Below are 12899 nucleotides of genomic sequence, written 5' to 3' on the forward strand. Positions count from 1 at the left end.
GTGACCGGTTCGTCGATCGGTCGTTGAACCCGACGCTCGGCGAAATGAACCCACGAGGTCCCGGAGCCCCCGCATCCGGGACCTCGTGGTGTGCTCGGGCGCCGGGGCGCGGGCCGCCTTCGCCGACGGCGGGGGACGGACCCGCGACCGTGCACCCGCCCCCGGTCCCGGCCCCACGTCAGTCCAGGCCCCAGATCCGCACGACGTGGTCCGCCGGGGAGACCGTGTACCAGGTGCCGTCGCCGAGGGCGCGAGCCGGTCCGGTGACGGGGTACGGATGGAGGAGCGGATCGACCGCCCCCGTCCGGGCCAGGTCGACGATCCAGTGCCGGCCCGCACCGGACTCCTCGTCGCTCTCGACCGTGCCGGCGATGACGGTGTCCTCGTCGAGGAAGCCCGCCTCGTAATCCCAGAAGACCTCGACGTCCCGATCGTCCGGATCCGCCTCCGGGTGTCGGGGGATCACCGTGGCGGCATGCAGTTCCGTTTCCGGTCCGGATGCCGCGGATCCGTCCACGAGCCGGTGGACGGCGAGTGCCTCCTGTCCGTGCGTGACGGTCAGCAGGCGCGTGCCGGACGGACTCACCGCCGACAGCACGAGGTCCTCGTCGGCGAAGGAGTCGACGGCGAGCGTCGCACCGTCCCATCGCCCCCATCTCAGGGGGGCACCGTCCTGTCCCTCGCCGATCGACAGGCCCATCCGCCCCGGGTCGGCGGACGGGACGTGGACCGACCCGGCCGCCGCCGACCCCGTCGCGGCCCGGGCGAGAACCCTTCCGTCCACCGCGTCGAGGACCAGCCACTCCTCCACCCCCGCGGCGCCCTCGTGTCCGTCCTGCCCCAACGGTCCCCGTACGTGGGCCCACACGAGGGCCCCGTCCGCCGAGAAGGCGGCCGAACCACTGCTCGCGTACCGGTGATCACGGTCGTGCGCGTACTCCTCGTACGAGTCGTGGGACGCGCACCCCGCCCAGCAGCCGTGCCGAACCTCCCAGCGCACGGCTCCCGTGCGGTCCACGGCGGCCAGGGCGTGCGCCCCGGAGAACACGGCCACGTCCGCCGACGGCGCCACCGCGTACCGCCCGAACCTGCGGGGCCAGGGCGCCGGGATGCGGACGGGCCGCGCGGGGCGGCGGTCTGCGACGGGGACCTCCAGCACCTGAACGAACAGCTCGGCGTCGCCCCGTTGGACCAGAAGCCGGCTCGAAGGGGACCAGTACTCCACGTGGGGTGCGTCCGCCTCGGCCGGGGACGACACGGGGGCGATGGCGGTCAGGAGGCGCGCGAAGCAGGGCACAGGGTTCTCCGGAACAGGGCGGTCGGCTCACGGGCACCCTACGACGGAGCGCCGACACCGCTGCCGCCGACCACCGGCCGCACGCCGGCCCGGTCGCGGGCGAACACGCCCCTCGAACGGAACCCCCGGCGGGTCACACCGGCAGGCCGGCCGCCCGCCGGCGCTCGATCATCTCCCCGACCGAAACCGTCGGTGTGTGCCCGGCCAGCGCGCCCGCGACCCGCGGGCCCCGGTCGGCGTCGGCAGCGAGCGTCGCCCGGCCCCACCAGCGCAGCAGTACGCCCTTCGCCTCGTCGGGCGCGGCGACCAGGAGTTCGGCGTGGAACTCCCGCCGATACTCCCCCGACAGCGCCGCCGCGATGCCCTCGGCGTGCCTCGGGATCCGACGCGGTCCGTGCGGGTGGACCGGCTGCGCGCTCATGGGACGCTCCCTCGATCGACTGCTGTCCCGAGTCTGCCCCCTGGCGGGCCCTGCGGTCGAGCGTTCGCGCGCAAAGCCGGTACGCGTACTCGTTCGGGTCGACAGTGGTCGGCATCGGCATCGGCATCGACATCCGCTTCGCGGCGGTGCCACAGGCCGCGCGGCGCGGACGGCGGTTCGGCCGCTCGTGAACGCCGGTCCCCGCAAGGGCCCTTGTCACCTCCCCTCCGCAGATGGCAGACCAGCGCTCGATCGACACGGCAGGAATCCGGCTCACCCATCAGGTGTGGGGGCCACTCGCCCTCCGCATCCCTGACGCGCGCGTGGTCACCATCCCGGTGGGGCACCTGATCCACCACGCCGCGCCGGAGGCGTTCGTGGAGACGGTGTCGGCGTTCCTGCTCACGGAGGAGGCTTCCGTCCCGCCCTCCAGCCCGTGATCGGGCGCATCGCGAGCCGTGACGTACACGGTGGCGCGAGCGCGTGGTCGGGCCGCGCCGCGTGAGCGACGCGAAGGGGGCGTCGCGAGGGCCGGGCGGCTGCCGCGTCCGCTCTCTCGGTCGGTCACCCACGGGCGGGAAGCCGGCCCGGCCTCGTCCATCATTCGGAGCCGCCGCGGGAAGGGTTTGGCCCGCCGACGGCCGAGGCGGCCGGGTCGGGCGCGAAGACGCGGTCCGCCCGCGCACGCGCCCTCGCCACCCGGCCCGGAACCGCGCCGCGTATCCGGCGCTCCTGCGGCCCGCGCACCGCGCGGTGACACCTGCTCCGTTCGGCCCGGTCCCGGCGACCAGGCATTCATCCGTCGGCCACGAAATGTTTCTTACCGGCCAGTAGACATACCGACGGCGCTCCCCAAGCATGGGCGCGTACATGCCAACGTGTGACGAGGAGCGTCCCCCATGCGCAGCACCCGCCCCCGCACCACCCGCACCGCCACCGCCGCCGCGGTGGCCGCCGCGGCCACCGTCCTCACCCTGCTCCCGGCCACCGCCGCGGACGCGGCCGACCGATCCGCGCCCGCGTCCGCACCCGCGGCCTCGGCCCCCGCCGCTTCCGCGCCAGGCGGCAATGCCGCGATTCTCGGCATCGACTACGCCACCTGGCAGCGGGACGTCGCCGACGTCATCGACGCGGCCCGCCCGGCCATCGAGCAGCGCATCGCCGCCTCGCCCGCGGGGGAGAAGCCCGCGCTCGTCCTCGACATCGACAACAGCGCGCTGGAGACGGACTTCCACTGGTTCTGGACCTTCCCCACCCCCGCGATCGGAAAGGTCCGTGACCTCACCCGGTACGCCAACGAGCGCGGGGTCGCCGTCTTCTTCGTGACCGCGCGCCCGGGGATCGTGTACTCCCTCACCGAACGCAACCTGAAGGCCGTCGGCTACCCGGTCTCGGGGCTGTACGTCCGGGACCTGCCCGACCTGTTCCACGAGGTCAGCGCGTACAAGACGGGCAAGCGCGCCGAGATCGAGGCCCGCGGCTACACGATCATCGCCAACATCGGGAACAACACGAGTGACCTCGTCGGCGGCCACGCCGAACGCACCGTCAAGCTGCCCGACTACGGCGGCAAGTTGTCCTGACGCCGGCGGGGCCGCGGCCGAGTGACCGTCGCGCGCGGACCGGCCCGCGAGACCCGGCGTCTCGGCGAACACGCTGCGTAGTGCGATGAATGGAATGGTTCAGGCCGGTGCATACCGGTTTGTGGAGCACGTCGATGGCGTGTGGTCGGCCGGCTCCGGGAATGCGGCCTCGGAAAGCGGTGTCCCCGCAGCCGGACGGTCGTTGAGAAGAACGGTCAGCGAAGTGGACCACACCGAGTCCCGGGGCCCAAACCCCGGGACTCTGTGCTGCCCGGCCGGCCGCACCTGGTCGAGCTGGGCACCGGCCCGCCGTGCTCCTGGTCCACGGCTCTCCGGAGCCCTGGTACTCCTGGCGTCACCGACTCGGCGGGTCGAACTGGACGACCAAGCGACCGAGTTCGAGCCCGGTGGCCTCACCGGAACGCTGAATCGCCGCCGCGCCATGGAGCGAGCGGGACCGGGAGGACCTCGCGGACTTGGACGGTGCCCCCGTCACACGGCCGTCCCTGTTCGGCGCCGGCGCCCTGGACACCACCACCGACCGGCTCGCCCGACTCCCCACCCGACCAACCGCGCCGGCGTAGGGCCGGTGGCGGGACCGACCGAAAACCACCCCTGGGACGCGGTCACCCGAAGGTACGGTTCGGCCATGGAAACTTCCGGAACCCGAGGCAGCGACGAGGACACCGGCCGGCGGGCGGCCGTCAAGGCCACCGCGCGCGAACTCCTGGTGAAGCTGGGAGCCGGAGGGCTCTCCCCGGAGGTCGTCGCCCGCGCCGGCGCTCCGTCCGCCCCCGACGTCGAGGCCCTCTTCCCACACCGGGACGACCTGTTGACCGCGCTGATCATCGACGCGTACGACGAGTCCGCCGCGGCCATGGAGGAGGCCGACCGGGTCGCCCGGTCGGCCGGGGCGTCGGCGGGGGCACGACTCCTCGCCGTGACGCGGGCGCTGCGGGGCTGGTCCTTCGACAACTCCGCCGAGTTCACGCTGATCTACGGCTCCCCCGTGCCGGGCTACCACGCTCCGCAGGAGACCGTCCCGCACGCCTCCCGCACCCCCGCGGTACTGGCCGGCATCGTGCGGTCCGCGTTGGAGGCCGGTGAACTCACCCCGCCGCGGCGGGTGGTGCCCGGGCCGCCGCTGCTGCGCCCGGAGGCCGTGGCACTGTTCGGAGGCGCGCCCGAGGCCCCGTTCTCGGACCTGATCGAGCGCGGCATCGTGCTGTGGAGCAACCTGATCGGGCTCCTGGTGTTCCAGGTCTTCAGCCGGACCCACGACAGTGTCCGGGACGAGTCCGCCTACTTCGACTTCGCCATCGCCGTGGCCGCCGAGTCCGTCGGGCTGGTAGTCACGACGGCCGAGGACGCGCACGTCGGCGAAACCACTTCTCCCTGACGACCTGACGAACCGACCCACCGACCGCCGACCGGCGGCTCGGCAGACCTGCGGCGCGCGGAGCGGCGGGTCGCGCGGTGCGGCCCGATGGTCACGCGCGTGGGGATCCCGGTCCCCCTTCCGCTCCCGGGAGTTCGGCCAGGAGGCGGCGGGTCTCCTCGGCCAGGGCGCCCGGGGCGGCCACCGACACCAAGCGATCCGCGTCGGCCGGCACGACGTGACGTCCGTGCGCCGAACGGCCGGCCCGGTACGCGTGCGAGGCGGTGGCCCGCTCGCGCACCGCCCGCGGCATCCCGACCGAGGGACGGGCCCCGACAGCACGAGCACGGGGCCCGCGGCGCCACGTTGACGACAGGGCCCAGGTCGGAGCCGGTCCCGGTGACGTCTCCACCGGGGCCGGTCCGGACCCGCGTCGCGAAGGCGGTCCGAACCACGGGCCCGAGCGCGACGTGTGCTGCGTGTGAACACGACATCCTCCGGGCCGCGATCCGCCGCCACACGGCACGCCCTGCTGCCCCTGCGCCTCTTCCTCGGCATCACGTTCGTGTACGCCGGCGTCGACAAACTCCTCGACCCGGCGTTCCTCTCCGCCACCGGCGACGGTTCGATCGGCCAACAGTTGGAAGGGGTGAAGGGGTCGGCCGCGATTCCGGCACTGGTGGCGGTCGCCCTGAACGACCCGGGTGGCTTCGGCCTCGCGATGGCCCTCGGCGAGACGGCCGTCGGGGTGGGGGTCCTGGCCGGCCTGCTGACCCGGATCGCCGCCCTCGGGGGCGCCCTGATCTCGCTCTCCCTCTGGCTGACCGTCAGTTGGCAGGCCACCCCGTACTACTACGGCAACGACCTGGCCTATCTGATGGCCTGGACCCCGCTGGTCCTCGCGGGCGCGCCGACCCTGTCCCTCGACGCGGCGCTGCGTCGGCGGCGCGCCACCCCCCGGGGCCGGCGGCGCGTCAACCGCCGAGAGTGAGGCGCGCGCACCGGGTGACCACGGCGGCGAGGTCCCCCTCGTCGCGCAGGAGGGCGCGCTGCACCCGGGCCCCGGTCCCCCGCTCCTGGAGTTCGACCAGGCCGGCCCGGACGCGTTCGGCGTCACCGTTCTCCTCCAGGGCGTCCCGTACGTGCTCGTACAACGCCCACACGACGTCCTCGGGAGGGGTCTGCGACAGTGTGGTCGGGTGGATCAGGGGGCCGTCGAGCCCGGATCGGGCGGCCCGCCACGCGGCCAGCCGGAGCAGGGCGGTGTCGACGAGGGCGGGGGGCTCTCCGGCCTGCCAGGCCCGGGAGGCCGTGTCCACCAGCCCGCGGGTCAGCGCGGCCAGCAGTACGGGCGTGCCCGCGTCCAGGCAGACGTCCGCCACCCGGATCTCCACCGTGGGGTAGGAGGCGGCCAGCCGGGCGTCGAAGTAGATCATGCCCTCGTCACGGAGGGCTCCGGTCGCGAGCATGGCCCGGACCCGCTCGTGATAGCGGTCGGCCGAGCCGAAGACGCTCACCGGTCCCGCGGAGGGCCACCGGTTCCAGACCCTGCTGCGATAGCTCCCGTAGCCGCTGTCCTCTCCCTGCCAGAAGGGCGAGTTCGCGCTCAGCGCGGTCAGGACGGACAGCCAGGGGCGGATCCGGTCGAGGACCGCCACGCCCTCCTCGTCGGATTCCACCGAGACGTGCACGTGGCAGCCGCAGGTCAGCTGCTCCTGCGCCGTCAGTCCGAACTGCCGGCCGATCCACTGGTACCGCTCCCCCAGACTCAGTGAGGGCTCCACCCGTGTGGGGCAGGTGGCGAGGGCGGCGACGACGACACCCGCGGCCTCCGCGTGCCGGGCGGCCTCGGCTCGCCACCGCAGGATCTCCTGCGCCAGCTCACCCATCATGGTCACCGGTTTGGTGGCGAATTCGACCTGCTGCCTGTGGAGTTCCTTCTCCAGCGGGATCTCGCCGTCGGCTCCCGCCGCGCGGCCTCCCGTCCGGATCGCGGAGGCCAGCACCGCGCCGGCGGATGCGGCGGGTTCACCGGTCCGCGGATCGACGAGCAGCAGTTCTTCCTCGACGCCGACACTGCGCATACGGGCCCTTTCGCCGGTTCCTCGTCCGACGTCTGCCCACTTCCCCGGTGAGCACGCGTCTTCCCCGGTGAGCACGCGTCCCGGGCGGGCTCCGGGCCCTCGCCTTTCGCCGGGCATTTCGACCGGGTTTGAATTCCTCCGAAGGGAGCATTCGGCGAACGTAGGAAATTCAACGGAGCCCGGAGAGGCAACACCATGGGAATCATCGCCTGGATCATCATCGGACTGCTTGCGGGAATGATCGCGAAGGCGCTCATGCCCGGCAGGGATCCCGGCGGCTTCTTCGTCACCATCCTGATCGGCATCGCCGGTGGTCTGCTCGGCGGCTGGCTGGGGAAGGTGCTGTTCGGGGTCGACTCGATCGACGGCTTCTTCGACCTCTCGACCTGGATCGCGGCCGTCGTCGGCTCGATGATCCTGCTGCTCGTCTACCGCCTCGTCACGGGCGGCAGCCGACGACGCTGACCTGCGGCCCCGGGGGCCGCGAGAACCACGCCGGGCACGACAGAACAGGCAGGAGCACGCCATGACGGCGAATCACGATGTAGTCGCGGTGATTCTCAAGGACCACCGCACCATGGAGGAACTGTTTCGCCGCATGCGGAGCGTGGAGGCCGACCGCGCGGAGGCGTTGCAGAAGTTCTCCGCGCTGCTCATCGCGCACGCCGAGGCCGAGGAATCCGAGGTGTACGGCGCGCTGAAGCGGTTCAAGAACGTGGACGACGAGGAAGTGGAACACGGGGCCGAGGAGCACACCGAGGGCAACGAGGCGTTGCTGGCCCTCCTGGAGGTCGCCGAGGTCGGATCCGAGGAGTGGGACGAGCGCCTCGAAGACCTGTCGAAGGCGGTGTCGCACCACATCGACGAGGAGGAACGGACGATCCTCAACGGTGCCAGGGAGAACGTCCCGGACGAACGCCGAGCCGAGCTGGGTGTCGCCTTCCTGCGCGAGCGGGAGAAGCACCTGGCGGCCGACTGCGGCAGCATCGAGAACGTACGGGCCGTCCTGCACGCCCACGGTGAGGACTGATGACCGGCGCCCGCATACCGGGCGGGGCGTCGGGCAGGCGCGGCCCCATGGACGATTCCACACGGCACACCACCGAGTTCCGCGTCACCGTCGACGGTGAACGCTTCACCTGCGAGGACGCCCGGGGGCTGGGCCCCCAGGGGGACGGCGGCCTGCCGGGGCAGGAGCTGACCGTGACGCTCACCGGCTGCGTCCTCACCGACACCCCGAAGGCCCTCGCCTGGGCGCTCGGCCGGGATCCGGACGGGCGGCGCTCCGTCCGGATCGACGCCACGACGGCGAACGGCGTGGACGTGGTGACCGCCTGGGAGCTGACGGAAGCGGCCCCGACCGGGACCCACGACTCGAGCGGCACGGCGTCGAACCACGAGACGCGCATCCAGCTGCTGACGCTGCACGCCGTGAAGATCACTCCGGTGTTGCGCGACGAGGACCGGTACCAGGACGCCGGGGCCGACCCCCTGCCCCGAGACTGACCCGCCCGACCCCCGCGGGGCGGCTGTCGGGACCGACCACACGGGCGGTCCCGACAGCCGCCCCGTCGGCGTACCGCCCCTCTGCCCGTCCCGTCCCTTTGCTCGTCCCGTCCCGCGCTTGTCCCGTCATACGGCCTTCCCGGCCTTCCCGTCACACGGTCGGACCTGCCGACATGCCGAGTGCCGCGCCTGCCCGAAGAATCAGAGGCCGCTGTGGTTCGGCACGGCGCACCCGGGCAGAGAGGACGACACGATGGCAGGACCGTCCCGCCGCCCACCGCCTTCACGCAGCGGTCACACGTCGACCGATCGGCTGCTCCGTACCCTGCTCCGGCGCCGCAAGAAGGCCTTGACCAGCGAGGACGTATCGGTCGCCGACCAGCCGCAGGTGCGTCGGGCCGTCACCGCGGCCGCCCTGGGCAACACCATGGAGTGGTTCGACTTCGGCGTCTACGCCTACCTGGCCGGAACCATGGGCAAGGTCTTCTTCCCGTCGAGTTCCCCGGGCGCGCAGGTCGTCTCGACGTTCGCGACCTTCGCCGCCGCCTTCCTGGTCCGGCCCCTCGGCGGCCTGGTGTTCGGCCCGCTCGGCGACCGGATCGGCCGGCAGAAGGTGCTCGCGGCGACGATGATCATGATGGCGGCCAGCACGTTCGCCGTCGGATTCCTCCCGACCTACGCCTCCGTCGGTTTCGTCGCCCCCCTGCTGCTCCTGGTCTGCCGGCTGGTCCAGGGCTTCTCCACGGGTGGCGAGTACGCCGGCGCGACCACCTACATCGCCGAGTACGCGCCGGACAGACGCCGGGGATTCCTGGGCAGCTGGCTCGACTTCGGCACGTTCGTCGGATATGCCATGGGCTCCGGCCTGGTCACGATCCTCACCCTCGTCATGGGCTCGGACGGCCTGGAGGACTGGGGCTGGCGCATCCCCTTCTTCATCGCGGGCCCCCTCGGTCTGATCGGCCTGTACATGCGTCTGAAGCTGGAGGAGACCCCGGCCTTCAAGAAGGAGGCGGCCTACGCGGCAGCCGAAGGGGAGTCGGGCGCCGAGGCACCCGCGACCGGCAGGGGAAACCTCAAGGAGATCTTCACGCGTCACTGGCACGCGGTGCTGATCTGCATGGGGCTGGTCCTGCTCTACAACGTCACGAACTACATGGTGACGTCGTACCTGCCCACGTACATGACCGTCACCCTGGGCGAGAACGACACCACGGCCCAGCTGCTGGTCCTCGGGACGATGCTGCTCGTGGTCCTGACGATCACGACCGTCGGCCACACCTCGGACCGCTGGGGCCGCCGACCGGTGTTCCTCGCGGGCAGCGTCGCCCTCGTGGCCCTGGCCATTCCGGCGTTCCTGCTGATCCGCGAGGGCGGGATCCTGTTGCCGGCCGTGGGCTGCGCGATCCTCGGCTTGCTGCTCGTCTGCTTCGCGGGGACGGCCGCGTCCACGCTGCCGGCGCTGTTCCCCACCCGCCTGCGCTACGCGGCGCTGTCCATCGCCTTCAACATCTCGGTGTCACTGTTCGGCGGCACGACGCCGCTGTTCACCTCGGCGCTCGTGGAGGCCACCGGCAACGACATGGTCCCGGCGTACTACCTGATGGTGGCGGGCGTCATCGGTTTCGTGTCGACGCTGTTCCTCCACGAGACGGCGGGAAAGCCGCTGCGCGGCTCCGGTCCCATGGTCGAGACGCCCGACGAGGCGGACGCGCTGGTGGCCCGCAGCCGCACGGCTGCCGGCAGGCAGGCCCGGGACATCTGGATCCGGCTGCGCCACCCCTGGTCCCGCCACACGCCCCGCGACCGGGACACGTGACCCGTCAGGCCACCGTGTCCGGTGCGCGATACGTGTTTCAGCCGTGCGTGTCCGCCTGGAGGGGGACGCCATCGAGGAGGGGCGCGGCGGGGGCCGACGTGGCCGGCAGCGTGGTCGGCGCCGGAGCGGGGGCGGGCAGGCCGGTCGTCAGGCGCACGACGTCGACCTCGGCCCAGACCACCTTGCCGTGGGCGTGGGCCTGGGCGTCCCAACGGTCCGAGAGGCGCCGGACTATGTACAGACCGTGGCCTCCCGGTGTCGCCCCCTGTTGCCTGGGACGAGGGCGCGGCAGTTCGGTTTCCCCGTCGAAGACCTCGATGCGCAGGACGTCGCCCGCGGCCGCGATCACGAACTCCTGGCACCCGCCGGCGTGCATGACGGCGTTGGTCAGCAGCTCGGACACGATGAGCAGGACGTCCTCGGCGGTCTCGTGACCGTCCCATCCCCAGTCACTCAGGGCTTCCCGGGCGAAATCTCGTCCCTTGGCGACCTGGCCGCGGGTCCCGCTCAGCGCGAGGCGCCGGCGCTGGGTCACGGCCTTGGTGTCCGCGCGCAGCGGATCGCCGGTCTCCGGTCCGATGGGCGTCACTGTGGTCTCACCCCCTGGGGCACTCGTCTTGTCGTTGATGTCGTACTCCTGCCGTCCTGGCCCGGTAAAAGTCCGGATCGACCGTTTCGGTGTCCCAGACCCCGCGCATACCCGCCCTGTCCTCTTGAACACCTCGGTGCGGGTGCCGGTCCCCCTCCTGGGAGGAGTCACGGCAGGTGCGGGGCGGTGACGGGGTTCATCCCGCGGCGAGGGCTTCCGGCACGGTGCGGCTGATGGTGAAGACGCCGTCCGCGCCGGTGAGCTGGAGCAGTCTCGACAACTGGTCGGTGGGCGCCGCCAGTCGCAGTGCGATGCCCTCCCGCTCGGTGTCCAGCCGCAGGCTCAGCAGCAGGTTGAGGCCCGAGGAGTCGCAGAAGCCGACCCCCGAGAGGTCGATCACCAGCCGGGACGGGCCCGACCCGATCGCCTCGTCCAGGACGGGCTGGACGGATCCCAGGCTGTCGAGGTCGAGGTCTCCGGAGAGCGCGCACACCACGGCGTCCGGCTCGCTGTGCCGGAGTTCGGCCCGCCGCGGCTCGACCGTCTCGTTGTCGGCGCGGGGCGGCACGTCACTGTCCCCTAGGTCGCGAGTTCCCACGTCAGCCTTCCGATGCACTGTCTTTTCCGTTGCGCGTGTTCGCGTCTGCACTCTACAGCCGGTTCGTCACTCTTGGTCGTGCTCATGACGTCAGTTGATCGTCATGTGGAGGCGCAGGACGAGTCCCGTGGAGAGGGCTCTGACCTCGACGAGGTCGCACAATTGGTGGATCATCCACAGGCCGCGCCCCCCGTTGCCGGAGGACAGGGCGGGGCGGGAGCGACCGGCGAGCGGGTCGCGGAGCCGGCCCTCGTCGCCGACCTCGGCGACCGCGTCGCCCGCGGGTGTGGTCCACAGCCGCAACCGCCCCTTCCCACCACCGTGGGCGACCGAGTTGGCGGCCGCCTCGCTGATGGCCAGGATCAGGTCGTCGCGCCGCCCCGCGTCGAGCGCGGTCCGTCGGGCCCAGGTCTCCGCGCGTTCGCGTACCTCGGCGAGCCGGCCCGCCGCGTAGTCGACGAGGACGGCCTCCGCGGGGGGTTCGGGCAGCGGGAGGTCGCAGTCGGCGCAGACGACGGCGGCGTCGGTGTAGTCGGGGCTGACGGATTCCCGGCCGGATGCGATCACGGTGGGGTGGGTGCGTCGGGCGTCGGCGACCACCTCGGGGGCCAGCGCGCTCGTGTCGTACGGGCACAGGATGGTCGCGGACCGGTGCGCGAAGGCGGTGTTGATGAGCGCCTCGTGGCGGGTGGCCTCCAGGACCTCGGCCCGGGAGCGGCCCTGCCATATCGGCTCGCCCACGATCCGCGCGGTGCGACCCGGGTGTCGGTCGGCGAACCCCTGCAGGGCTGCGAGGATGCGTCCGGGGTTGCGGCCCAGCTCCCTCATGTCCACGCCGTCGATGTGGTCGGCGTCGGAGCCCAGGTACCGGCGCAGCGCGTCCAGGCTCGGGCCCGGGACGGCGACGAGGACCGGCTCGTCGGCGGCGAGGGCCGTGCGGACGAAGTCGCCCACGCCGGCCGTGTATTCCTCGGGGCCCCGGTAGAAGAGGGCCGGGTGGAGGAACGCTCCGGGGGCGGTCGTCGGGGAGGTCGTGTCGATCACGAGGTGACCTCCGGTGCGGCGCACCGGTCCGGGAACACCCGCGCCACGCCCCGCGGCGAGGCGGGCGGGCCGTGGAGCGGCGACTGCCGCCCCTGTCCGGTGGGCGCGGGCCGGGTCTCCGCGGGCGTGGCGACCGCCCCGGCGTCGAGGGGGGCCACATCGGTGAGTTCGGGAGGGGCGACGGGCTCCGGTACGCGGGTCGCGGCGGCCGGGGCCGTGTGGGGGACGCCACGGGTGACCAGGTCTGCGCCGTCGGCGAGCCGTATGCCCGGCCGGTCCGCGTGACGGAGCACGCGCTCGCCGCCGTGCGGGCCTTGGTCCACCCGGCGCACCACGGCCTCGGCCCACGCCGCGTCGTCCTCTTGGGTGAGGAGCGCGTGCTCGCCGGTGGCGCCGGGTGAGCGGGGCCGGCGCGGGTGGGGTGAAGGCACGCTCTTCCCTCGTAGGCGGGACGAAATCGACATCGACTGACGCAAGGATTCTACCGGCGCCGCGGACTCCTCGACATGGGTCCGTCGAACACGGCCGGACCGGCCGGACACGCGGAAGGGCGGCACCGCCGGAAGGGTCCGGTGGTGCC

At 72.6% G+C, this 12899-nt stretch carries 15 protein-coding genes; 8 read left to right on the forward strand and 7 right to left on the reverse strand.

Annotation, left to right across the window (positions count from 1 at the left end; all coding sequences use genetic code 11):
- Positions 1 to 178: 178 nt before the first annotated feature.
- Together ACQEVM_RS19885 and ACQEVM_RS19890 are read right to left on the reverse strand one after the other, a co-directional pair.
- Positions 179 to 1297 (reverse strand): hypothetical protein, encoded by a 1119-nt coding sequence (locus ACQEVM_RS19885; RefSeq protein ID WP_433080887.1) that lies wholly within the window; start codon positions 1295 to 1297, stop codon positions 179 to 181.
- 133 nt (positions 1298 to 1430) lie between these two features.
- Complete coding sequence (locus ACQEVM_RS19890) at positions 1431 to 1718, reverse strand: hypothetical protein (RefSeq protein ID WP_433080889.1); 288 nt, start codon at positions 1716 to 1718, stop codon at positions 1431 to 1433.
- A 233-nt stretch (positions 1719 to 1951) separates the two neighbouring features.
- Here ACQEVM_RS19890 and ACQEVM_RS19895 point away from each other — a divergent pair, with 233 nt between their 5' ends.
- The 4 genes from ACQEVM_RS19895 (at position 1952) to ACQEVM_RS19910 (ending at position 5670) form a co-directional block, all read left to right on the forward strand.
- Positions 1952 to 2158, forward strand: a complete 207-nt coding sequence (locus ACQEVM_RS19895; protein ID WP_433080891.1) for an alpha/beta fold hydrolase — start codon at positions 1952 to 1954, stop codon at positions 2156 to 2158.
- A gap of 459 nt (positions 2159 to 2617) precedes the next feature.
- Positions 2618 to 3301: an HAD family acid phosphatase gene (locus tag ACQEVM_RS19900; RefSeq protein WP_433080893.1), complete on the forward strand. Its 684-nt coding sequence runs from the start codon at positions 2618 to 2620 to the stop codon at positions 3299 to 3301.
- A gap of 649 nt (positions 3302 to 3950) precedes the next feature.
- Positions 3951 to 4700 (forward strand): TetR-like C-terminal domain-containing protein, encoded by a 750-nt coding sequence (locus ACQEVM_RS19905; RefSeq protein WP_433080895.1) that lies wholly within the window; start codon positions 3951 to 3953, stop codon positions 4698 to 4700.
- A 460-nt stretch (positions 4701 to 5160) separates the two neighbouring features.
- Positions 5161 to 5670 carry a DoxX family protein gene (locus tag ACQEVM_RS19910; protein ID WP_433080897.1) on the forward strand — a complete coding sequence of 170 codons (510 nt, stop codon included), beginning with the start codon at positions 5161 to 5163 and terminating at the stop codon, positions 5668 to 5670.
- Here ACQEVM_RS19910 and ACQEVM_RS19915 read toward each other — a convergent pair.
- Positions 5654 to 6763, reverse strand: a complete 1110-nt coding sequence (locus ACQEVM_RS19915; RefSeq protein WP_433080899.1) for a glutamate--cysteine ligase — start codon at positions 6761 to 6763, stop codon at positions 5654 to 5656. The genes ACQEVM_RS19910 and ACQEVM_RS19915 overlap by 17 nt on opposite strands.
- A gap of 195 nt (positions 6764 to 6958) precedes the next feature.
- Here ACQEVM_RS19915 and ACQEVM_RS19920 point away from each other — a divergent pair, with 195 nt between their 5' ends.
- The 4 genes from ACQEVM_RS19920 (at position 6959) to proP (ending at position 10088) form a co-directional block, all read left to right on the forward strand.
- Positions 6959 to 7228 carry a GlsB/YeaQ/YmgE family stress response membrane protein gene (locus tag ACQEVM_RS19920; protein WP_351374910.1) on the forward strand — a complete coding sequence of 90 codons (270 nt, stop codon included), beginning with the start codon at positions 6959 to 6961 and terminating at the stop codon, positions 7226 to 7228.
- A 61-nt stretch (positions 7229 to 7289) separates the two neighbouring features.
- Positions 7290 to 7793, forward strand: coding sequence for a hemerythrin domain-containing protein (locus tag ACQEVM_RS19925; RefSeq protein ID WP_433080901.1), 504 nt, complete (start codon positions 7290 to 7292; stop codon positions 7791 to 7793).
- 47 nt (positions 7794 to 7840) lie between these two features.
- Positions 7841 to 8269, forward strand: coding sequence for a hypothetical protein (locus tag ACQEVM_RS19930; protein WP_433080903.1), 429 nt, complete (start codon positions 7841 to 7843; stop codon positions 8267 to 8269).
- Positions 8270 to 8582: 313 nt separating this feature from the next.
- Positions 8583 to 10088, forward strand: coding sequence for a glycine betaine/L-proline transporter ProP (gene proP / locus ACQEVM_RS19935; protein WP_433085269.1), 1506 nt, complete (start codon positions 8583 to 8585; stop codon positions 10086 to 10088).
- A gap of 37 nt (positions 10089 to 10125) precedes the next feature.
- On the opposite strand, the gene ACQEVM_RS19940 is transcribed toward proP, so the two are convergent.
- The 4 genes from ACQEVM_RS19940 to ACQEVM_RS19955 all read right to left on the reverse strand — a co-directional run bounded on the left by ACQEVM_RS19940 (position 10126) and on the right by ACQEVM_RS19955 (position 12750).
- The gene (locus ACQEVM_RS19940) at positions 10126 to 10677 is read right to left on the reverse strand and encodes an ATP-binding protein (RefSeq protein WP_433080905.1); all 552 of its coding nucleotides are present in this window, start codon (positions 10675 to 10677) and stop codon (positions 10126 to 10128) included.
- Positions 10678 to 10873: 196 nt separating this feature from the next.
- Positions 10874 to 11275 carry an STAS domain-containing protein gene (locus tag ACQEVM_RS19945; protein WP_433080907.1) on the reverse strand — a complete coding sequence of 134 codons (402 nt, stop codon included), beginning with the start codon at positions 11273 to 11275 and terminating at the stop codon, positions 10874 to 10876.
- 90 nt (positions 11276 to 11365) lie between these two features.
- Positions 11366 to 12319, reverse strand: a complete 954-nt coding sequence (locus tag ACQEVM_RS19950) for an anti-sigma factor RsbA family regulatory protein (protein WP_433080909.1) — start codon at positions 12317 to 12319, stop codon at positions 11366 to 11368.
- Complete coding sequence (locus ACQEVM_RS19955) at positions 12316 to 12750, reverse strand: hypothetical protein (protein ID WP_433080911.1); 435 nt, start codon at positions 12748 to 12750, stop codon at positions 12316 to 12318. Before ACQEVM_RS19955 ends, ACQEVM_RS19950 begins: the two co-directional genes overlap by 4 nt.
- Positions 12751 to 12899 lie beyond the last annotated feature (149 nt).

The sequence above is a fragment of the Streptomyces sp. CA-243310 genome (assembly GCF_050936775.1).
Taxonomy (GTDB): Bacteria; Actinomycetota; Actinomycetes; order Streptomycetales; family Streptomycetaceae; genus Streptomyces.